The following is a 21,648-nucleotide window of genomic DNA, read 5'->3' as shown; positions in this document are numbered from 1 at the left end:
ACTGAGGAGATTGGCCGTCTTCGGTGTCATTGCCAAGTCTACTATTGGGATAGAAACACCTTCCCTGTTTGTCGGTGCTTTCGGAAAACTGGAGATGGGCGATTACTCCACAGTTGGGAACTCATCTACTACATTTCCGTCTCCCTTCCCCCAATTATCGATGTCGCCGGTGTTAGTGTTATATCCCGGATGGGCATAGATGACGTCAAAACCTCCTTCAATTTCCACTGCTACGACCGTTTTTTGGCCCTGCTCCAACTGTACGTTCGAGTTGGTATCAACGGTTACAGTAGTCCCGGTTTTCGTGACGTTAATCGGTCCTGAACCGTCTCCCGAATTACTTCCACTGTTCCCTGAATTGGCTCCAGGGTTATCCTCGGTCGTCCAATAGTGGATGTCAACCTCATCGAGGCCAGTGGTATCGATATTGACCGTCCCGGCTCCATTGAACCAAACCCCTTCCACAGATGGCTCCTCACAAGTCACCGTAAACTCTCGAGTGTAGTAGTCACCGAAAATCTTGGCCCAGACACCACCACCATCGAGTTCGACCGTCACCTCAACCTCGTTCGCCGTTCCTGGATCGCAATTCGTCACTTCCCCTGTTAGGGTCTCGGATTCACCACTCTCCAGTGTGAGGGAGGTGTCTGGATCGATTGTCATCGAGGTATTGGTCCAGATATCTACAGACTCTACTGAGAGAGTCGTATCCGCCGCGAAGCGGTTTGTCAAGTTGACGAGTTCTATTTCTTCACCCTCCTCAACCGGCCCGACATCGGAGGAATTGTACCCGACGTAGGCTTCACTATCTGAAACGACATTCACCGAGACGCCACGATCTGCCTCGACAGCAGTAAACGAACCTGAGCCGATTGCCAACGAAAGTACTGTGACGGTCGCAATCAAAAGGCTGAGTTTGCGTTTCCGGTTCATAGTTCTCTGTTACAGGTTCAGTTCTGGTGGTTTTTCGTCCGCGCCGATTCTGTTCGTTTTCGCGTAGTAGGTATGGACCAACGCTGAAATCGCGAACATCACAACAATACCGACCATCCAGGAAATTGCCGGAAGAAACGTAAAGGGCCACGCACCGAGGCTGAGAACAAACGCAAGCGTCAGTGCTATTAGGGAGAGGCCGAGATAGTACTGGCTCCACGGTATCTCGCGCCCTTGGACAATGTCAATGTACACGTCCGCGTCCTCGAGCGCGGGCTCAGGTTCGATAACTCCACGCTCTTTATCGAACGATACAATGCCCGCGTCGTCCATTTTGGGGAGGTGGGATTGCTGGAGCGCAGTGTAGATGCGTTTGCGCTCGTCGTATGAGAGTTCCGCGCGCTCGACGTCGTACTCCCACGAGGCCACCCGCTCCGCGACATCACCGATTTGGGCAGGTCCAGACTCCTGCTTGATCGCGTGAACCGCGTACCGTCGGCGTCTATTGGAAAGAACCTGGAATAGCTCATCCTCACCAGGATGGGCTCCCACAGTCCCCGCCCCATCACTATGTACTGGGGACATGTACCAATGCGTATGACGCACGTCATAATAAAACTTGGTTAACCAGGGTAATCCTGAACCGTTATCGGGGACGGTTCAGGTTGTCTCTACCAAGTTACGATTAGGTTTCAGGCACCACCTGAACAACCTGAAAAAGGCTATGGCGCGTTCAGGAATGCTATTACTATGTGCCTTTGGCCCAAAGTATACAATAATACTATTCCCATCAGTTGGGAACGAGTTTCAGGGGTGCCTGCGTTGGTTCAGCAAGTCCAATACAAAGTACACGCCGGAACAAATTACCAACTACAAGCCAGAGATGAGACGCCACTCTCGAATCGCGCTATTTGTCTCCATAATTGGGGCCATTGCGCTGGTCGTCTCGACTGGAGGAGTCGCCTGGCATTCAAGCCCTGTGGATGCACTTGGTGACTCCGCCCCAATGTCGGATGTCCAGCTTCAGCCTTCCAGTGAGTATGCCTATTTAGACACCAATAATGAAACGGTCATCGACATGTCCACTAGCAACTCGGCACTCATGGGAGCGGGGCTGAACCCGGATTCGGTCTTTACGTTCGATAACGTGACTGCGCTCCACAACAGTGGCGATGAACACGTGGAAGTCTGGGTAACCAACGACGTTGATGGGGTGTCTGTCCAGGTTGATGGCGAAACGATCGACTCGAATGACACCAGTGTTCGCCTGAATGCAAGTGATACCGTCGGACTCGATGTGATCATCAACACGAGTGACAGAGAAGCGATTGACGGGACCCATACCCTTACAATTCATACCAGATTCCCTGATAGGGATCAATCCAAGTCTTCCGGTGTGAGCAACTTTGCGGACAGCGATGCAATGAGGATCACGGTGCTGACGCCGGAACCCGGGGTTCGGGAGATCCAGATCGAAAACATGGACGAGGGGCATCAGATTGATGTCGACAACCTGTCCCTCCAACTCGCAAATGACACAGTGGTGGTTGACGGCCTTGAGACGACCGCCCCAGATAATGGTGACGCTCAACTGGTGGTGGCAAGGGAGAACGAGACCGCAGAGGCGACAATAAAAGACAAGGCAGGAGTCACGCCACTTGGCGCGTTTACGATCGATCAAGAAACGGGATCGGAATTCGACTCGCTCTCCATCCGTGGCACCGTATCGACTGGAGCCGTGGCTCCCGGAACCGTCTGGTCCGAACTGCAAGTCCTCCAAGCCGAAGATGGGGACTGGATATCAGTCAATACAACTCATGTTCCAGAGGGTAATGACACGATTTCATTCGAGACTACCCTGGACGCCTTCGACAAGTACGTCGTTGCAGCCCCGGTTCCCGACATCGCAGTAACGACAGCATCCGTCGAAAACACGACGGTTCCACTGGGGAGCAATGTAACCGTCGACGCCGAAGTCGTGAACAATGGAACGGCTGAAGGGAACCAGACGATCCCGATACGCGTGGAGAACGAAACCGTTCGCCACACAAATGTGACACTCGATCCGACCGAATCAGCGGAGCTAACGACCCAACTTCATATGACAGAGTCGGGTACCGTAACAATCGCTGTTGGCTCCGTGGTAGCGGGTGAGGTGACAGTTAGCAACCAATCTGACGCGGACGAAGACCCAGCAGAGATGACGACACCAATAAACGGACTCATAAACAGGGGCGCAGATTTCATCGAGGGCGGAACAATAGGTGGGGACACAACGCCTGGGGAAGGAACTGAACCGGGGTTGGTAGAAGAACCGGCCGCAATCTCACTCTCCCGACTGCTTGGTCTCGTATTAGTCGTCGGGATGACGATTGCACTTATTGGGTTGGTGCGTCGGGTCTCGTTTTAAGCAAACTCGCCTGGGACCATGAGGAACCACAATGAGTAACCGAAACGGCCGAGATGTGTTTTTCTCTACCGTGCGTCGAGAGAGCCATGCAAGGGATGTTCTTGCCATCGCAATGGTCCCCACCGGACTCACCGCGATTTTTCTACTGCCAACACCACTGAAACACTCATTGACGTTTTCCTACATAGAACCCACGGGGGTCACCGCTGTGACCGCGCATTTCGTCCATTTGAACGGAAGCCACCTGGCCGCGAATCTGCTCGGGTTCGTACTGCTCGCCACAACAGGCTATATTCTCGCAGTGCTCGGGGGCCGGCGCCGACTTTTTGCCGTTCTCCTTACGACCTACCTGCTCGTCTTTCCGGCCACCTTATCAATACTCAATCTCGCAGTTCCCCGACCGGCGATCACCTACGGCTTCTCCGGTGTCAATATGGCTCTCGCTGGATTGCTCCCGCTCGTTTTAACCGAATATTCGGGCCGTCGGCTCCACGGCGCCATCAGCGCGCAGTTGGTTCCCGGACTGTTCTTTTTGGTCATGACACTCGTTTCGCTCGTCGCAATTCCAACACAACCCACCACCCTCGCGGTTGCGGCAGGATCGGGACTCATCACGCTTTTCTACGCCAGACAGTTTTGGCACTCACTGCGTACCCACAACGAATACGACCATTTTTGGAGTCGACAGCCGGACCAGCTTGACGCTTGGCTCGAGTTCGGTGTTCTCGGGGCAGTCGTTGCAATCGGCTACCCACTCATCGGCTATCCGGCCGATCCAGCAGCTGCAAACCAGATCGTCAACATTTACGTCCACACGCTCGGCTATGCCCTCGCATTTATCGGGTCCTACGTTGGACTGGAAGCAGGAATTCTGGACTGACCTGGAGAAGGTTTTTGGTAGATACCATTGGATAATTTACTAGATGCGATGAACGGACGACGCCTCGTTCGGCTCAGTGTTGAGGTTCTCGTTGCCGGTGCCATACTCGCCCTCGTGGTAGGGCAAGTGACGGGAACACCGATGCTCCTGGGCTACGTCGAATCCGGGAGCATGGCCCCAACAATGGAGAAGGGAGATGGCTTCATCGCAGTCCCAGCCGCCATCTCGGGAGGTGTCGATAACGGGGACGTGGTTACGTTCCGGGCCGAAGAACTCCAGGGAGGAGGGCTGACAACCCACCGGGTGGTCGGGGAATCCGATCGGGGATATATTACTCGCGGGGATGCAAATCCCTTCACCGATCAAGACGGTGCGGAGCCCCCGGTCAAAGACGCCCAAATCGTGGCACAGGCCCTCCAGGTGAACGGAAATGTCGTGGTCATCCCCCATTTGGGAACGGCCGTCGTCTCGATCCAGGAGGTATTTACCTCGGTACAACACCGACTCGCAGCAATTACGGGCATGCGGTCCTTCCTCGGAGGGCAGGGAATCGCATACCTCCTCCTTGGACTCTCCATCGCGTTCTACATCGTCGATTTGCTACTCGAAGATTCCGCAAAAGACCGTACCCGGAGCCGCGAACGCGACGATGGCATCGACGAAAACCTCATTCTCGCCGCAGTGGCTCTCGTTGTGGTTGTGTCCGCAACCGTAGCGATGACAGTCCCGGCGGGGACCCAATCTTTCGGAGTGGTCAGTGCCGAATTCGAATCGGAACGACCGACGGTAATCCCGTCCGGCGAAACGTCAACCATCGACTATCGAGTTCCAAACAGCGGGGTCGTCCCGACCCATGTCTACATCGAACCGGCAAGTGAAGGTGTCTCCGTGGCTGAAACCCACCATTTCGTTCCCGGTCGGGGCAAAGCCATGACGACAATCACGCTCGAGGCCCCGCCGGAAACGGGATATTACCGACGCTTTATCGCTGAACACCGATATCTGGGATTTCTCCCGGAACCAGTTATCCAGACGCTCTATAGTGTCCACCCGTGGCTTCCCATCATCGGCATAAACGGTCTGTTAGCGGGTGTGATATTCATCCTCGGGAAAGGTTTCCTTCAGGGGAGTCGGGTCCGACTACGATCCAGATCACGGTCTCACCATCGAGGCATGTTTCGTCACGTCTACGACATAGTGACTGGAAGGGATTGATATCTCCCTCCGCGTTCAGACGGAGTACTCCCGACTGGATTTGGGATATCACGGTTTGCACTCTCCCACCTGTGCCTGACGTTGGAACTCACAAGGCAGATTCTAAAGGTAGGCTCCGGGATGTGCCAATCAGCCGGGACTCCTATTTTGTAGGGAAATACGAAAAGACTCGGAGTTACTTTCATTCAGATGTGGAGTGTTCTCTGACTCCGTCACATCGGCGTTGTAATTGGGAGAATATCCAACCGTGCAAGTGACGGTGGACTATGTTGGAGTTGTTACATTTATCTCGCGTTACCGAGACGCAGCGCGTCTCGTTCACACAACAGAACGCGAAGCATCCTGAGAACGCTTGAAGGCGTGGGTATTCTCCGTTTTCATACTGTTACATATTAATGGTATGAATCGTTAGTTATATGGAAATCCCTAGTGGAGTGAGCACATGGAACGCGAGACGGCATTACATGCCCGCTCGTTTCTAGCCTCATGGGGGTGGGTGCTTGCTGTCCTATTATTCATTGGTGTGCTAATTGGAGGATGGGCAACCTATACATCCGTCATACATCCAGGGACAACCGAAGAGGTAGAGGAAACTGACGTTTGGAGCATCGATACGACCTTCACTCATGAAGCAACCGTGTTTGTCGAGAATCCCGTTTACGAAAACGGGACGACCCTTGAGGACCGGTCGACGTATTTTACGGCGCTGTCACCCAGATTCAACGGGACCTATACAGCCACGTATCAAAGCCAAACCGACGAGCCGCTCTCGCTCGAAATCCAACGTTTGCTCGTTATTACGGCCCAAGACGAGGACCAAATTTACTGGACGAACACGACATCCGCTGGGTCATCTGTGAAGAAAACTCTGGATCCAGGAGAAACGGTAATAGCCAGCGTAAGCGTCAACGCAACCAAGTTCGACCAGCGACGGAATGATATCGTTGACGCTATTGGCAGTTCGCCAGGTGAAACGACGCTATCACTCGTGTTCGATGTCACAGCTGAGGGAGTGGTCGATGGGAACCCAACAGAAGTGTCTTTCAGTGACCAGGTCCCGATAGCAGTAGCGAGCGATAGCTATACCATTGAACAAGGGATCGGAAGTGAGGAAACTATTACTCGAGAGACCGTTACAGCGGTGCCGAGTGAGTACGGTCCGTTGATGCAAGTCGGTGGGCCGCTTCTTGTCCTCGTATCATTGTTGATCCTCGGCGTCCTGGGATACGCGTGGTGGGAAGACGGCTTCGAACTGACAGACACGGAGCAAGAGTACCTCGAATACCACGAGAACCGGTCGGAATTCGACGAATGGATCGTCAAGACGACCGTTCCCGATGCGCTCACGAACCAGGAGACCTCGGAAGCCGAAACCCTGACCGACCTGGTCGACTTCGCCATCGACTCGGACGTGGCCGCGCTGGAAGACCCCGAAACGAAAGCGGTCTACGCCGTTGCCCCAGAGGTAACGATCACGTATCACCCACCACCAGCGGTCGATTCCAGAGAGGAGAGCGCGAAGGACTTCTTCCTGGGACTGTTCCAGGAAGGGTGAACTACCCCACCCTCCTCGCTCACCGCTGTCGCTCCTTGCGGACGGGGACGTTGCCTGCAAAAGTTAATTTGCCAGGAGTTGTAGATGAATTATGACCGTTTTTGCCCTACTATCGGTCGCACCAGTCCATGAGGGAAACATGGCAGAAGACGTCGCCGCCGCTGTCGAGGCGCTCGAGGACTACGACGTTTCCTACGAGACCAACCCGATGGCAACCACGATAGAGGCCTCAGACGTGGACACGTTGCTTGAGGCGGTAGGTTCGGCCCACAAAGCCATCGACGCGGACCGAGTGAGTACCGTACTCAAAATCGACGACAAACGAACGGCCGACCACGACGCGGCGGCCAAAGTCGACGCTCTCGAAGCCGAATTGGGTCGGCCAGCCCAATCCAAATAACCTCTCAATTCATCCCTGGCAGTCAGGGAATGGTCGTGGTACCAACTGGCTCAAGAACGCGAGTCAAACACCTGGCAATCTCCGGGTCAGTACACTCGAAGCCACGGTCACAAATTGGAAAATCAACGCCCCACCTGGGCAGCTATATTCCGGGGATACCAAACGCCCCAAGCCCCAACCGGAGCAGTCCATTAAGCACCCCGAGAATGATCGCCGCGGCCAGCCACGCGACGATCCCGATCACGGCAGCCTGGACCCACCCACCTGGATAGCGCCAGTTGATCAACCCGATCCAGACGACGAGGCCAATGAGCAGCCCGATAAGCGGGATCCAACTTACCACTGCCAAGGCAATGGCCCCATACAGTGCAGTCCCGACCGCGTATCCGTAATCATCGACATCCGTTACGGCCCTCGCTCCTAGGTGAATCCCAAGGCCACCCACGAGTAGTGCGACGACGAACGTGATGATGAGGCCGAAAACCATATCGTGGCCCACGAGACCATGTAACATATACATGCGGAAATCAGTGTTTAGTGTCGGTATCGGTCCCAGAAGGACAATTCGACGGCTCGCACCGTTAGATTTCCGCGTTTTTAGTCGGTGGGTGAGGGCATGGAACTTTTGGGTCTCGCCACCGGAGACCCATCGATGACTAACCAATCGACACCTGACGGACAAGTGGCCGAATCGGCCACCGAATTGGTGGGGAACACCCCGCTGCTTCACCTCTCGGAATTCGCCGATAACCTCTATGGAAAGGTGGAGTCGTTCAATCCGCTTTCTTCGATCAAGGATCGGGTCGCGGTGAACATGCTGGAAACGGCCGTAGAAAAGGGCGATTTGACCCCAGAGACGACCATCATCGAGGCGACCAGCGGCAATACCGGAATCGGTCTCGCACACGCGGCAGCGGCGATGGATTACGACATCACCCTCGTGATGCCCGAGTCGATGAGCGCCGAACGGCGCCAGGTTCTCCGTGGACTGGGCGCCAATCTCGAGTTGACCGATGCAGAGGGTGGAATGTCGAGTGCAATCGAACACGCCGAAGAACTCGCAGCGGCGGAGGCGGAGAGCTTCATTCCCGGGCAATTCGAGAATCCGGCCAATCCGGCCGCCCACCGATCCGGCACAGGACCGGAAATTGATTCGGCGCTGGACAATGTCGATGTGCTGGTGGCCAGTGTCGGGACTGGTGGAACGATCACTGGCATCGCCCAATACTTCAAGGAGGAGTTAGGCCGAACGGAGTTCGAAGTCATCGCCATCGAACCGGCGGATTCAGACGTCCTCTCTGGTGGCGAGGCTGGCAGCCACGACATCCCCGGAATCGGCGCTGGGTTCGTGCCCTCGATTGTCGACCTCGACCTCATCGACGAAGTCGAGACCACCACCGGCGATGCTGCCAGGGAAACGACCCGGGAGGTAGCCAGGAAATCCGGTCTTCTGATGGGTATCTCCGCAGGTGCGGCTGTCAACGTGGCCACCCGAATCGCAAATCGACCAGGGTACGAATCGAAAACAGTCGTCACGATCCTTCCGGATACGGGTGAACGGTATCTCCAGGGCGGCCTCTTCGAGTAAGTGCCCTCAAGCCCCCTCCGAGAGGGTCGAACAGTTCCAGACCCCACGATTTGCCGCCTGTGCCGCCGATTCAGCCGCATAAAAGGTGTCCGCTTTCGTGAATTCCGTGTCGTATACTCGAGCGTATCCTCGTTCGACAAGCCAGTAGTTCAGGTTCGTTTCGTTGTGGTAGACGTAGGCCAATAGCCGATCATAGCCGCCCCGCCGGTCGGATACCGGATCGAACTCCAAACGGATTTCCGATCCCGGCAACCGCTCCGTGACGACCGCCGATGCATTCGTTCCAACAGCCCGAAGACACGCTTGGCCAGCCTCAGTATCGGGTACCCCTTCGAATTCGCCAGAAGTTATGTCTGCATGCACTTCCGGCGTATCGATTCCGAGCAGCCGGACCGTATCCTGGGATCCATCAGCGAGTTCCACATCGATTGTATCGCCATCGACGACATCGAGGACCGTTGCGTTTCTCGACTCTGGTTGCTGGTGGGTGTCTGTGCCAAATGGGACAGCGGTACACCCAGCCGAAACGACGAGGAATACCAGGCCCAGGAGTACCGCCCTTCGCATACTGGACAGCAGTTCGGGCAACTACGTAGCCTTTTGGGACCGCACAAGGGCCATAGCGTGGGACCGAGGCAGCGAGTGAAACAGGGGTCTAGTTCATGCCAATTCTTCACCGTTCCCTGACGTTCAAGAACCCCGCCGCCCGTAGGAAAATTAACACATGGAACTGCACAATCGGAGCGTCCGCCAGGACGTCCGTGAGCTTGGGGCGCTCCTTGGGGATGTTGTATCCGACCACAGCCCACCCGAGGGCTTCGAACTCGTTGAATCGGCCCGCAACGAAGCGATCGCGTACCGTCGGGACCATACCGACGACCGCGAGGGACTCGCTAACGTCGTCGAATCCAACTCCGAATCCGTCAACGCCGTGCTCGCTCGCTCCTTTGCGCTCTATTTCCAGCTTATCAATCTCGCCGAGGAACGCGAACGGGTCCGTGCGCTACGGTCGTTCAGACAAAAAGGAACCCTCTCCCACTCGATCACCGAGGCCATCGAAGACCTCGAGGAGGGTGGTGCCGACGCCGAAACCGTCGAGCAGGTCCTCGAAGACGTGCACGTCGTGCCGACCTTCACTGCACACCCGACTGAGGCCCGCCGGAAGACGGTCAAAGGTATCCTCCAACGTGTGGGCCAAATCCTGGAGGATCTCGATGAACGGCGGTTGACGAGCGAAGAAAAGACTGGCCTCGAAACCCGTCTCGAGGCCGTCATCGAGAGCCTCTATACGACGAAGCATATTCGCGGCCGACGGCCAGAGCCGTTCGACGAAGCCCGGAATGTCCAGTGGTACCTGGACAACGTCGTTTTCGAAGTGATCCCGGAGATTTACGACGAATTGGAAGACGCTCTTGGGGAGGCTTTCGACGACCCGCCGGACCCGAGTAACATCCTCGAATTCCGCTCCTGGGCCGGGAGCGATGCGGATGGGAACCCCAACGTCACCCCTGACGTCACGGACAGAACGCTCCATCGCCAGCGCTCGCTCGCACTTGATCGGTATCGCACGACCCTGGACGACCTGCTTGGAGTACTCAGTCAGGATGAAACCCGGGTCGACGGATCCATAACCCTCAAATCGGTTCTTTCCGGCGAGAAAACAACCGAATCCATCGCTGATTGGGCAGCGGACCGGTATCAACAGGAGCCGTTCCGCCAGGCCGTGACAGTCATCAAAGAGCGGGTTGATCGCGTCGAAAGCGTTCGGCCAGGTGGGTACGAGGATGGTGATGCACTGTTAGAGGACCTCTCAGCTCTCGGGTCGGCCCTCGAAGCGGAGGGGCTCGGTTCGATCGTCTCCGAGTTCGTCACGCCCCTCGAACGCCAAGTCCAGACCTTTGGGTTCCATCTGGCGTCTCTCGACCTTCGTGACCACCGACAACAGCACACGAAGGCCCTTTCAGTCGCGCTTGACGCCGAAGACATCGACTATGCAGACATGTCCGAGGCGGACCGCCAAGAGTTCTTGACTGAGGCAATTACAAACGACGCGCCTGTCCTCGATCTGGAGGCCAGGGAGGACTTTGACGAGGAGACGGCTGTCGTCCTGGAGCGGTTTGACCGCCTCGCAGACTGGCACGAAGAGTTCGGCCCGGAGAGTATCGACACCTACTGCATCAGCATGACTGAAGAGCCCAGTCATGTCCTCGAAGTGCTCTTCCTTGCTGACCAGGCTGGCGTCGTGGATCTCCCGGGGTACTCCGGGCTCGACATCGTCCCGCTGCTCGAAACCGAGTCCGCTCTCTCAAACGCCCGGCGGATCATCGGGACCCTCTTCGAAAACGAGGCCTATGGCGACTCTCTGGACGCCCGTGGCGAGATTCAGGAGATCATGCTAGGATACTCGGATTCGAACAAAGAAAACGGGTATCTGGCCGCGAATTGGCAACTTGATAGAGCCCAGCGCCGCCTCGCTGAGATTACCGACGACTTCGGAGTCGACCTCAAACTGTTCCACGGCCGTGGCGGAACGATTTCCCGCGGTGGCGGACCGATGATTGACGCGCTCCTCGCACTGCCCCAACAGACCGTCACTGGCGAGGTCAAGTTCACCCAACAAGGCGAGGCCATCGCGGAGAAGTACGGGAACGCCCGCATTGCGCGTCGTGAAATGGGACAAATGCTGAACGCCCAGATCCGAGCGCGTCATGCGAACCTGAGCGAACCGAATCCGAACCTCCCCAACCCCTGGATCGATGCCATGGAAGAAATGGCAACCACCGCCAGGGAAACATACCGGTCGCTGTTGGAAACAGATGGGTTCGTCAGTTACTTCGAGCAAACGACCCCTATTACCACGATTGAAGGCCTCAATTTAGGTTCCCGGCCCGCCTCACGATCAGATGAGCGGAACGTCGAGGACCTGCGGGCGATTCCGTGGGTGTTTGCATGGACCCAATCGCGGGCAATCATTCCCGGCTGGTACGGGATCGGCTCGGCCATCGACGCCTACCTCGAAAAGACCGACGACGGGCTTGAGCGGCTCAAGGCAATGTACGAATCCTGGCCGTTCTTCCAGACGATGCTGGACAATGCAGCCCTCTCCCTCGCTCGCACCGAAATGGAGATCGCCAGTGAATACGCTGAGCTGGCTGACACGGACCTCAAAGAGCGGATCTTCCCCGACATCAAAGGTGAATACGAACGGTCCGTCACAAACGTCCTCGACATTATTCCTCGAGAGGACCTCGTCGATCGGACGTGGCTACGCGAAACGCTTGATCGCCGGAACCCATACGTCGACCCGCTCAACTACCTTCAGATCGAGTTGCTCTCTCGATCCCACCGAACTCCACAAGAAGAACGGACGCTTCGCCTGACTGTCAAAGGCGTCGCGGCTGGGATGAAAAATACCGGCTAAGCGGGTTACTGGGACAGATCGAACACGTCCAAACCGGTCCGTTCGTCGGGAATGTGTTCGAGCGTGGTCCCACTTGGGACAATCAAGAGTTCAAATGTGCCGGAGACTCGTGCGTCTGAACAGTGACCCCCGATCGTGGAAAAGTCCCGGCGAGCGAGTTGAATGTGAGCGTGGATTTTGTCGGGCCCGATGTTCCCGCTGAACGCCGTGACCTCGAATTCTCCCTCGAAGGTTTCTTCCGTGTATTCCTCCCTGTCCGTATCGTAATGGCCGAGCGTCGCCCGGTCGACGGCACCGATCCCGGTGAAAAAGCCACCTGAGATATCGGCGTCCGCACGGACTGTTTCGAGTGAATCCATGACCGGTTCACCAGGTTCCAGCAGGAGGACGATTCCCTCCGTCGTTTCTGTGAACTCCATATCCCCTCTAACTCATCGGTTGGGTTTGAAGGTTACACATCGAATTTGTTTGAACCATCATACTTATGGATTAGACCCATCTAATCAAAATATCGAATGTTGAGTGACGTGATGGAAGATTATCTCAAAGTGATTTTCCGGCTCCAGGAGACCGATGAGCCCCCGATTCCACCCTCTCAGATCGCGGACCAACTCGACGTTACAGCCCCAAGCGTGACGAGTATGATGGAGTCTCTGGAAGAGCGTGGGTTAGTGGAGCGCGAAAAGTATGCTGGGGTGGAGCTAACCCCAGAGGGGGAAACTGTCGCCTTGGAAATCCTTCGCCACCACCGACTTCTTGAGGCCTATCTCGCCGATCACCTCGATTACGAGTGGTCCGAAGTCCACGAGGAAGCGGAGGTACTCGAACACCACATCAGCGAAGAGTTCGAAGCACGCGTCGCTGAAGCGCTGGACCATCCAGCGACTGATCCGCATGGGGACCCCATCCCGGATCAGGATCTCCAGCCAGTGAACGACGACACAACACCACTTTCGAGCGTCGTGGAGGGCGAAGACGTACTCGTCTGCCGAGTTCGGGACGACGATCCGGCCGTGCTCTCCCATCTCGCTCAGATCGGGATCGAACCGGGCACCGAACTCGAACTGGTCGAGGTTACACCCCTCGGAGTGTATCAGGTGACGGTTGGTGACACCGTTCGACACCTCCCGGAATCCACGGCTGACGCGGTTCGTGTGCGGCTGAATGACCAAAACGGCACCACCGAAACACAGACCGAACAGGAAGCATGATCAGTTGGTTCGAGATCTTTATCATCGCGCTCACCGCGCAACTTGCCGTGCTCCCCGGCGAAAAAGGACAGTTAATCATCGCTGGGCTGGCCACCAGGTTCAACCCGTGGATCGTCGTCGGAGCCGCCGGAACCGCGTTCGGTGGCTGGACTGTTCTTGAACTTCTCGTGGGGAACGCATTGAAGGGGGCACTTCCGGAACTCTATCTCGATCTGTTCACAGCGGGGCTGTTCTTGCTCTTTGCCGTGCTGCTCTATCGGTCGATCCCGCCAAAAGACGCCACCCCGGATGACGTCCCGGAGACCATCGAAGAACTCGACGTCTCCCTCTTCGGGTACACCGTCCCCAGCTATCTGGGTGGGTTCCTCCCGATTTTCGTGTTGATGGCTGTCGGAGAGTTTGGGGACAAAACCCAACTCGTGACAATCGGACTGGCGACCCAATATGGCGCTCACTCGGCGATCTGGTTCGGTGAAATGGCAGCAATCATCCCGGTCAGCATGGTCAACGCGTTTTTATTCCACCGGTTCGCCCACGGTTTTGACCTCAGGCTAGCCCATCAGGTGGGAGCCACACTGTTTGCCTTTTTTGGCGTCGACACGCTCCTCCAAATCCTCTTCGAAATCTCAATCTGGGAGTCCTTTACGAGTTGGGTGGCCCAGGTGGTCCTGGCGATGATCTGATCAAAAAATTCGTTTAGCGAGCACTGAGGCGGTAGCTTCATTTCCTCGGACCATAATATGGGTGCATGGGAGGGCTTCGGGGGCAAAGCGAAACGCTCGGGTTCGCGCTAATCCTCGGATTTACGCTGATCAGTGTTGGTGCAATCGCTGCGTTCGGTGGGACGACGCTGCAGACCACACAACAGAATATTGGCGCCCAAAACGCCGAGAACGCGATGAGTCAATTCGACTCCCGGGCCTCGATGGTTGCACTCGGTGAGAGCGAGAGCCAATCGGTCGCGCTCGGAGCTGGGCAACAAGGAACCTATACGGTCCGCCCGGACGCTGGATGGGTTCGAGTCATCCATGAAAACGAGACCGGGGGAAACCGGACCGTGATTTACAACGAGACACTTGGAGCAGTCCAGTACCGCGGTGACACGACGGAAATTGGATACCAGGGCGGGGGCGTCTGGCGCCAAGACGAAGGGAGTGTCATGCTCTCGCCCCCAGAATTTCACTATCGGAAGTCCACCCTCACGCTCCCGGTCATCCAAATCAACGGCACGGGGAGTGTGGCAGGAAATCCAAGGGTCGGAGTCAGTGACGCCGGGAGTGGTGCCAAAATCTTCCCGAACGAGAGTATCGATCCGTCGTCAAATCCCGTGGCTTCAGGAAGAGTGACTGTGACCGTCCAATCGAAATATTACGATGGGTGGGCTCGGTTTTTCGAAAGCCGAACAGAAGGGAACGTCACCAGCAATGACACGAATCGCACCGCAACTGTTGAGTTGATTGCTCCAGAGACTCACGGGACTTTCGACATGCCCTTGGATGGAAATTCGATGACTCTCCAGGGTATTCAAGAACATGATATCGAAGAATTTACGCTCATCTTGATAGACGACCAGGATGACAGCGCGGATTTCAACAATCTCGACTGGTCGATGTCTGCACAGTCAGGAGGTCAGGAGTTCGAGATTCAGGTCTCCAAGAGTGGTGGCCCCATCGTCGACGGACAGTCATCACATACAACGATCTACTACTCGCCCGACGGATCGGCCTATCAAACCTGGACGACTGAGGCGTTCCTGTTCGAGGCCGAGAACTCAACAACCGGAACAGATTGGAACGGAGATGGGGATTACAAAGATTATCGATTAGTGCTGAATTTGACCAGCGAGGAGAATGCTACCTATAAAGATAAATCCGTCAATTCGTTCTCGAATGCGGGTTTTGACGCTAATAATTTCCAAGCTAATCCGACGTTTGAGGGACACGAGGATGTCGGAGAGCCACGCAATTACAATGAAACTGAAACCGAGGAAATCGGGTTCATTGTCAATCACTACCTCGCTCTGATGGGACCCAGTGTCGAAATGACTGCCGAAGATTCCAGTCAAGATACTGTATCAGAGGAGATTTCGCATGGATCTCTCAAATACAATGCCACGGAAGGCCTCTACCTCACCTACATGCACATTTCGGAAAACCCGATCAACGTGACTGTTGATTGATCCACACTCAGTCTTCGACCAACCGTTTTTCCCGCCAGGTCCCCCGCTGGTACCACAGAGAGGTAACGATGGCTCCGGCGATGTTTGAAAACGCGTACGCGAACCAGATTCCAGTTTCACCCACTGTCTCTGCGGCGACCCAGGCTACGGGAGGCCGCCACGTTGTATGAGGTGAAACGACGTCATCCACTTCCCAAAAAGAGACAGACGTCGCTACATTTATGGGACACGAGTTCGCAGTTAGTATTGCCTAAATTAGGCGAACCGAATCATGGGTGTCACTTCAGAATCACGCCGTTCAGGGTCGCAAAATCCCGATATGAGTAATTCAGGGAATAAGCGGACCGTCGTCGCGGATATGGATGCCGGTGAGGTCGGGACGATTCAGGCCATCGGGGAGCAGATTCGCCACCAAGTCACGTCCATGGGCGTTCGCCCGGGACAGCGGTTGGAGTTCCACACGAAACAGCCTTTTAACGGCCCAGTCGTGGTTTCGGTTGGCCGCTCGATGACCTCACTGAGCCGGGAGTACGCCCGAAAAATCACGGTCACCCTCGACTGATTTCCGATCGGGATCTCGTTTTACCAACCAATGAGTCGTTATCGAAGCGTCCTCGAACGGATTGGCCAGGGCCAATCGATCGAGGCCGTCCGGGAGGACTTGGATCTTCGTGACGATGTCATCACGGGAATGATCCAATCGATGCTCAGAGAGGGCCATCTGAACGAGTTTGGTTGCGAGGGTAATTCCTGTTCTGCCTGCCCGATGTCCGGATCGTGCCTGATGGGCTCGATTCAGGGGCCGTCCAGTTACATGGTCACCAAACAGGGCCGCCAGTTCATCGTGGACAGGCAACAGGCCAGTGACTGAATCGGCTCAGTCCCCCAAATTGCTCGCGGCGTTGGTGTCCCAAATCGAGCTGATCCCACCTATTTTGTAGCCCGCCTGGGACCTCTCGAATATGACAGCAGACTCGCACCAGCAGCAGCGTGAATGGCAATTGGCCACTGATCAAGGAAAGTTGGTCACTGATGGGGGACACGTGGTACCCCGGGGGTTCGACAACGAGAATCCCCTCATCGGAATGGTACACCTCGAGGCGCTCCCTGGTGCACCGAACTACCAGGGCGCTCGCGAGAGGATCAAAGCGGCCATGCTTCGAGACGCAAGCCGACTCGAAGCTGGCGGGGTTGACGGAATTTTGGTCGAAAATTTCGGGAACGAACCGTTTTACGCCGAGGATGTTCCCAAACACGTCGTCGCCTCGATGACTGCCCTCGTGAGAAGACTCAAGCAGAAAACGGACCTTCCGGTCGGGGTAAACGTCCTCAGGAATGATGCCGAAGCCGCACTGTCGATTGCCGCGGCGACCAATGCCTCGTTCATCAGAGTGAATGTCCATACCGGCGAGCGAGTCACGGATCAGGGGCGTCTCAACGGTCGAGCCGCGGAAACCGTCCGGCTTCGGGATCGATTAGACGCCGATGTCGGGATTCTCGCCGACGTGGACGTCAAACATTCCGCCCCCGTCACGAAACGACCGGTGAACGAAAAAGTCAGAGAGTTGATCGAGCGAGGCCACGCTGACGGCATCATCGCAAGCGGAGCCGGGACGGGTCGAAAAACGGATCGCAAGCATCTCGAAGCGGTCATCGCCGCCCGCGACGAAAGTAATCCGGACGTGCCTGTGTACGTCGGAAGCGGCGTGACAGCCGAGTCTGTTTCAGACACGCTTGACGTTGCAGACGGCGTCATTGTGGGAACTGGTCTGAAAGAAGGCGGTGAAACTAAAGCGCCAGTCGACGAGGACCGTGTTCGGGAGTTGGTTGGCGCTGCAACGGGGTCACCCAGATAGGGACCGGGCCCCAAAACGCGCCGCGAAGTCCAGGAGCGGTTGGGTTTAGTCGGTGAGGAAGAGTTCTATCCGACCGCCCAGATGATTTGGCCGCTCCAGGAACGAATGGAAAAGGATGGAACCCCGCTCTCGCCTTCAGGCGTACGTCTCGAAGAACTCGCTTGGTTCGTAGAACTCCCGACCGCCGTCACGGAACTCGACTTCGAGTTCGCCGTCTTCGAGGAAGGTATTACCAAGAATAACCTTCGCAGGGACGCCGATCAGGTCCGATTCGGCGAATTTCTCGCCGATCGCCGTATCGCCTTCGAAGTAGAGGACCTCGCTCGGGCCCACGCGGTCGTGAATTTCTTCGGCCATCTCAATGATCTCCTCGTTCTCGTTGAGCGGGACGACGGAGAGCGAGAACGGGGCGACCTCCTCGGGCCAAATGATGCCGTCATCGTCGTTTCGCTGCTCGATCAGGGCAGGAATCATCCGGCTGATTCCGATTCCGTAGGACCCCATGATGACCTTTTCCTCGCCGCTCTCAGTGTCGAAGGTCAAATCCAGGGGGTCGCTGTATCGGGTACCGAGCTTGAAAATGTGGCCGAGTTCGATCGAGTTCGACTCGACGAGTGTTTCCCCACACTCTGGGCAGTCAGTCTCGTCGAAGTCCAAGGTTCCAAAGCGACAGTCCTCGGCCGGGCAATAGGCCATCTCGTCCGACCCGACATCGGCTGGGGCCTGGAATTCTTCGGAGGCGGTCCCACCCATCGAACTCGGATCGGCGTCGACGATAGCATAGTCCACGCCAAGTTTCTCGAATATCTCGATGTAGGCTTCCCGCATCTCCTGGTAAACCTCGTCGAGGGCCTCCTCGGAGCTGTTGAAGGAGTAGGCGTCTTTCATCGAAAACTCCTTGGTCCGGAGGAGTCCGTTGCGGGGGTGGTCGTCACGGAACTTGCCCCCGATCTGGTAGAGGGCCAGCGGCATGTTGTTCTTCGACCGCACGCGCTCACGGACAAGGTCAGCCATCGGTTCCTCGTGGGTGGTCGCGAGACACATGTCCTTACCCTCCCGGTTCTCGAAGGCGAACATCTCCCCCTCGAACTCCGCCCAGCGGCCACTCTTGCGCCAAATCTCAGCGTACTGCAGCTTAGGCAGCGAGACCTCCTGGGCGCCAATTGCATCCATGTGTTCCCGAACAACGTCAGCAATGTTGTCCAGGACCCGCTTTCCAGTCGGCGAGTAGCTGAAAATCCCTGCCCCGGCGTGATCCACGAGCCCGCTCCGGAGTGCGAGTTCCGCACTCCGGACCTGGGCGGTCGATTCGTCCTCTTTCGAGGTTGGTACGAACAGGTTGGAACGTCTCATATACCCGCTAAATCCGTGCAGTCTCTTATTGCTTGCCAAAGCCCGATTTGCGATGCACCGCTAGGAGCGGTGAGGACGTTGATATATCTCCGGAACTAATTACCAGTATGCGACCGATCACGAAAGTAGCCATACTAGGGGGTGGTGGGCTCCTCGCGACCTGGATTGGGTGGGGACTGTACACGAAACAGTCCGCGGAGACAGTGCCATACGAAACCGAAGCAACGGTCGATTCGGTCGAAATCCGTCGGTATCCGGCAACTATAAGCGCCGAAACGACCGCTCGAAATCAAATGACCGGGTTTCGACGGCTCTTCGATTACATCTCGGGATCGAACGAGGGCGGTGAATCGGTGTCGATGACAGCCCCGGTCAAATCGACCAGCGGCACCTCCATTTCGATGACTGCACCCGTTCGAACGGAATCCGCTGATGAGGACATCATGCAAATGGGGTTTTACCTCCCAGCAACGTACGACATGGAATCAGCACCGAAGCCGACCGACGCTGACGTCACCCTTCGAGAAGAGCCAGCTCGAACCCTGGCCGCGGTGCAGTTCTCATGGTACGCCCCAGAAAGGCGTGTTCGAACCTATCGATCTCGGCTGCTCGACACGCTCGAAAGAGAAGGCTATAAAACGACTGGCGAACCGTTCCTCCTTCGCTACAACGATCCGTGGACGCCGCCGTTCATGCGCCGAAACGAGGTCGCAGTGGAAATCGAAGACCAGAAAGAAAAATCTGCCGAGTGACTCACTCGATTTGGAACTCGACGCCAGTCTCCGACTCCGAAACCTCCCACAACCGCTCGGCGACCTCTTCGTCAGACGACCGGTCACTGGATTCCTGAACCCCCGGATTCCCGCGCATATTCAAGAGTCCTGTCGGCCCAACATACTCACCGCCCTCTATCGACGGCGCAATTGCTCCGTAGAGCATTGGCCACGCACCCGCGCGCGCTGATTGGGCGAATAGCGTGTTTGCGAGTTTCATCAGCCACAGCCGAAGCGTCGATCCATCCTGTTCGGGGCCGCGCTGCTGGAGTTTCGTATCCGCATACCCGGGGTGTGTGACAACACTCCTGACAGACTCAAGTTCTGTCCGCTCGAGGCGACGCTGGAGTTCGTAGGCAAACAGCACGTTCGCAAGTTTGCTCTGGCCGTATGCGTCCCACCTGTCGTAGGACTGCTCGTGGTGGAGGTCATCGAAATCGATAACCCCGCGTTCGTGCATCCCGCTACTCTGTGTGATAATCCGACTTTCCTGGTCCCCTGCGATGAGGAGATCCAATAACTGGGCACTCAGAGCAAAATGTCCGAGATGATTCACGCCGAATTGGGTTTCAAAGCCGTCTTCGGTCTCACTGCGGGGGATCGCCATCACTCCGGCGTTGTTGAATAAGAAATCGAGTTGGTCGTACTCGGTCTGGATCTCCTGAGAGAAGGACCCTATCGAATCGAGGGAGGCGAGATCGAGGGTTCGAACGGTGAACGAGCCAGGGAGTCCGCCTCGAATGTCCTCGGCAGCAGCCTCGCCCCGCTCTTGGTTTCGGACAGCCATCACCACGTGGGCCCCATTCGCTACAAGCATATCCGTCGCTTCGTACCCGATCCCGCTGTTAGCTCCAGTGACGATCGCAGTCCGTCCGGAGAGGTCGGGAATCGCGGCTTCAGTCCAGGAATCAGCAGTCATAGGATTTAATTGGGACTGGAAGGTCTTGAACCAAGGTATCGGCGTCGTTGTAGCAAGTGGCGACCGCGACTCGAAACGGAGAGGATGCGGCGACGGCCGATTCGATTGACTCGAGGTTAGAAGACCTTTCGGACGAGGCCACCCCCATCCCGATCGGCAACCGCGACCATTCCGTCGCCCTCCTGGCCAATGAATTGAAGGACGAATGTGTCTTCGTAGACGGAGATGTTGGCTTCGAGTTCGCCGTAGTTCGATTCGGTGTCTTCTGTCGGGCTGGTTTCGATGATTTTCGAGCGGCTGTGCAACTCATCAACCCGCGGGACCATGTCCTCACTCAACAGGTCTTCGCGGAGGAACGAGATGTCGACTGATTCGGAGTCGTACTGGAACACGAGCCGGAGTTCATCCTCGGTCGCATCGACGAGTTGGGTCATCATCTCGGCGTATGGACCATCCGGCTCGATCATTTGCATGTCGCCAACTGATACCATACTACAACTACTGTCGGTATTTGTTATAAGTGTTTTGCGTAAATATTTATAATTGATAGTGACCACTGAGGGTTCGAAGCGTTCCCAATTCTGGGATTGTTGGACTGGTGGTGGAAGGCTTTATATGATGGTGTGAGCGACTTCCAACGCGACCGAATCAACTGACGAATTGGTCGAGGTCGTCGACTACAACTGGACCGTTACTGGTGAACCGGTCGAGGGCAAAGAAACCCTCTCCTACAGCTTTGACTCGCCAGGCGAGGTTACCTTCGAAGTGACAGTCAAAAACGAGGCTGGCAAGACCAACATCACGAGCCCCACGGTGCAGGTCATTGGACAGAAGACGACAGTAACGTTATTGAGGCCGAAGAGACACCCGAAGTGCAGACACCTACGGAAATGACGACCGACTCGCCGGGCTTCACGATGAGGCTCTTGATCCTGGCACTCATCGGTGCAGCCCT

General features: G+C 56.2%; 23 protein-coding genes. 15 read left to right on the top strand and 8 right to left on the bottom strand.

Features of this window, described 5'->3' with window-relative positions; all coding sequences use genetic code 11:
• Positions 1-102 precede the first annotated feature (102 nt).
• Positions 103-933 carry a hypothetical protein gene (locus tag V5A26_RS03110; RefSeq protein ID WP_332320641.1) on the bottom strand — a complete coding sequence of 277 codons (831 nt, stop codon included), beginning with the start codon at positions 931-933 and terminating at the stop codon, positions 103-105.
• A 9-nt stretch (positions 934-942) separates the two neighbouring features.
• A complete protein-coding gene (locus tag V5A26_RS03105; RefSeq protein WP_332320642.1) occupies positions 943-1,518 on the bottom strand; it encodes a DUF7344 domain-containing protein in 576 nt (191 codons plus the stop codon).
• 298 nt (positions 1,519-1,816) lie between these two features.
• On the opposite strand from V5A26_RS03105, the gene V5A26_RS03100 reads away from it, so the two are divergent.
• The 5 genes from V5A26_RS03100 (at position 1,817) to V5A26_RS03080 (ending at position 7,393) form a co-directional block, all read left to right on the top strand.
• Positions 1,817-3,343 (top strand): DUF1102 domain-containing protein, encoded by a 1,527-nt coding sequence (locus V5A26_RS03100; protein ID WP_332322211.1) that lies wholly within the window; start codon positions 1,817-1,819, stop codon positions 3,341-3,343.
• A 31-nt stretch (positions 3,344-3,374) separates the two neighbouring features.
• Positions 3,375-4,223 carry a hypothetical protein gene (locus tag V5A26_RS03095; RefSeq protein WP_332322210.1) on the top strand — a complete coding sequence of 283 codons (849 nt, stop codon included), beginning with the start codon at positions 3,375-3,377 and terminating at the stop codon, positions 4,221-4,223.
• Between the two features lie 48 nt (positions 4,224-4,271).
• Positions 4,272-5,438: a signal peptidase I gene (locus tag V5A26_RS03090; RefSeq protein WP_332322209.1), complete on the top strand. Its 1,167-nt coding sequence runs from the start codon at positions 4,272-4,274 to the stop codon at positions 5,436-5,438.
• Positions 5,439-5,880: 442 nt separating this feature from the next.
• A complete protein-coding gene (locus tag V5A26_RS03085) occupies positions 5,881-6,993 on the top strand; it encodes a DUF5305 family protein (RefSeq protein ID WP_332320646.1) in 1,113 nt (370 codons plus the stop codon).
• A gap of 91 nt (positions 6,994-7,084) precedes the next feature.
• Positions 7,085-7,393, top strand: coding sequence for a thiamine-binding protein (locus tag V5A26_RS03080; RefSeq protein WP_332320647.1), 309 nt, complete (start codon positions 7,085-7,087; stop codon positions 7,391-7,393).
• Between the two features lie 142 nt (positions 7,394-7,535).
• On the opposite strand, the gene V5A26_RS03075 is transcribed toward V5A26_RS03080, so the two are convergent.
• Positions 7,536-7,880, bottom strand: a complete 345-nt coding sequence (locus tag V5A26_RS03075) for a hypothetical protein (RefSeq protein ID WP_332320648.1) — start codon at positions 7,878-7,880, stop codon at positions 7,536-7,538.
• A gap of 165 nt (positions 7,881-8,045) precedes the next feature.
• Between V5A26_RS03075 and cysK the strand changes: the two genes are divergently transcribed.
• The gene (gene cysK, locus V5A26_RS03070) at positions 8,046-8,981 is read left to right on the top strand and encodes a cysteine synthase A (protein ID WP_332320649.1); all 936 of its coding nucleotides are present in this window, start codon (positions 8,046-8,048) and stop codon (positions 8,979-8,981) included.
• Positions 8,982-8,987: 6 nt separating this feature from the next.
• Here the strand turns inward: cysK and V5A26_RS03065 are convergent, their stop codons facing one another.
• Positions 8,988-9,548, bottom strand: a complete 561-nt coding sequence (locus tag V5A26_RS03065; RefSeq protein ID WP_332320650.1) for a thermonuclease family protein — start codon at positions 9,546-9,548, stop codon at positions 8,988-8,990.
• A gap of 157 nt (positions 9,549-9,705) precedes the next feature.
• Between V5A26_RS03065 and ppc the strand changes: the two genes are divergently transcribed.
• On the top strand, positions 9,706-12,402 hold the full coding sequence (ppc, locus tag V5A26_RS03060; RefSeq protein ID WP_332322208.1) for a phosphoenolpyruvate carboxylase: 2,697 nt from the start codon (positions 9,706-9,708) through the stop codon (positions 12,400-12,402).
• Positions 12,403-12,407: 5 nt separating this feature from the next.
• Here ppc and V5A26_RS03055 read toward each other — a convergent pair whose 3' ends face one another.
• The gene (locus V5A26_RS03055) at positions 12,408-12,821 is read right to left on the bottom strand and encodes a PPC domain-containing DNA-binding protein (protein WP_332320652.1); all 414 of its coding nucleotides are present in this window, start codon (positions 12,819-12,821) and stop codon (positions 12,408-12,410) included.
• 96 nt (positions 12,822-12,917) lie between these two features.
• On the opposite strand from V5A26_RS03055, the gene V5A26_RS03050 reads away from it, so the two are divergent.
• The 6 genes from V5A26_RS03050 to V5A26_RS03025 all read left to right on the top strand — a co-directional run bounded on the left by V5A26_RS03050 (position 12,918) and on the right by V5A26_RS03025 (position 17,648).
• Positions 12,918-13,613 carry a metal-dependent transcriptional regulator gene (locus V5A26_RS03050; RefSeq protein ID WP_332322207.1) on the top strand — a complete coding sequence of 232 codons (696 nt, stop codon included), beginning with the start codon at positions 12,918-12,920 and terminating at the stop codon, positions 13,611-13,613.
• Positions 13,610-14,296, top strand: a complete 687-nt coding sequence (locus V5A26_RS03045; protein WP_332320654.1) for a TMEM165/GDT1 family protein — start codon at positions 13,610-13,612, stop codon at positions 14,294-14,296. The genes V5A26_RS03050 and V5A26_RS03045 overlap by 4 nt, the downstream gene beginning before the upstream one ends.
• Positions 14,297-14,361: 65 nt before the next feature.
• Positions 14,362-15,792 (top strand): DUF7289 family protein, encoded by a 1,431-nt coding sequence (locus V5A26_RS03040; RefSeq protein ID WP_332320655.1) that lies wholly within the window; start codon positions 14,362-14,364, stop codon positions 15,790-15,792.
• Between the two features lie 319 nt (positions 15,793-16,111).
• Positions 16,112-16,354: a FeoA family protein gene (locus tag V5A26_RS03035; protein WP_332320656.1), complete on the top strand. Its 243-nt coding sequence runs from the start codon at positions 16,112-16,114 to the stop codon at positions 16,352-16,354.
• Positions 16,355-16,384: 30 nt separating this feature from the next.
• Positions 16,385-16,663, top strand: coding sequence for a hypothetical protein (locus tag V5A26_RS03030; protein ID WP_332320657.1), 279 nt, complete (start codon positions 16,385-16,387; stop codon positions 16,661-16,663).
• Positions 16,664-16,754: 91 nt separating this feature from the next.
• Entirely contained in the window at positions 16,755-17,648 is an 894-nt protein-coding gene (locus V5A26_RS03025; RefSeq protein WP_332320658.1) for a BtpA/SgcQ family protein, read from the top strand.
• Positions 17,649-17,783: 135 nt separating this feature from the next.
• Here the strand turns inward: V5A26_RS03025 and V5A26_RS03020 are convergent, their stop codons facing one another.
• On the bottom strand, positions 17,784-19,001 hold the full coding sequence (locus tag V5A26_RS03020) for an aminoacyl--tRNA ligase-related protein (RefSeq protein ID WP_332320659.1): 1,218 nt from the start codon (positions 18,999-19,001) through the stop codon (positions 17,784-17,786).
• A gap of 107 nt (positions 19,002-19,108) precedes the next feature.
• Here V5A26_RS03020 and V5A26_RS03015 point away from each other — a divergent pair, with 107 nt between their 5' ends.
• A complete protein-coding gene (locus V5A26_RS03015; RefSeq protein WP_332320660.1) occupies positions 19,109-19,753 on the top strand; it encodes an SOUL family heme-binding protein in 645 nt (214 codons plus the stop codon).
• A gap of 1 nt (position 19,754) precedes the next feature.
• Here V5A26_RS03015 and V5A26_RS03010 read toward each other — a convergent pair whose 3' ends face one another.
• Together V5A26_RS03010 and V5A26_RS03005 are read right to left on the bottom strand one after the other, a co-directional pair.
• Positions 19,755-20,693, bottom strand: coding sequence for an oxidoreductase (locus V5A26_RS03010; RefSeq protein WP_332320661.1), 939 nt, complete (start codon positions 20,691-20,693; stop codon positions 19,755-19,757).
• Between the two features lie 116 nt (positions 20,694-20,809).
• A complete protein-coding gene (locus V5A26_RS03005) occupies positions 20,810-21,184 on the bottom strand; it encodes a hypothetical protein (RefSeq protein WP_332320662.1) in 375 nt (124 codons plus the stop codon).
• A gap of 169 nt (positions 21,185-21,353) precedes the next feature.
• Here V5A26_RS03005 and V5A26_RS03000 point away from each other — a divergent pair, with 169 nt between their 5' ends.
• Complete coding sequence (locus tag V5A26_RS03000; RefSeq protein ID WP_332320663.1) at positions 21,354-21,587, top strand: PKD domain-containing protein; 234 nt, start codon at positions 21,354-21,356, stop codon at positions 21,585-21,587.
• Positions 21,588-21,648: the final 61 nt, after the last annotated feature.

The organism is Halodesulfurarchaeum sp., assembly GCF_036626455.1.
Taxonomy (GTDB): domain Archaea; phylum Halobacteriota; class Halobacteria; order Halobacteriales; family Halobacteriaceae; genus Halodesulfurarchaeum.
The sequence above is the reverse complement of the archived record's forward strand: the minus strand, read 5'-3'. Positions and strand labels throughout refer to the sequence as shown.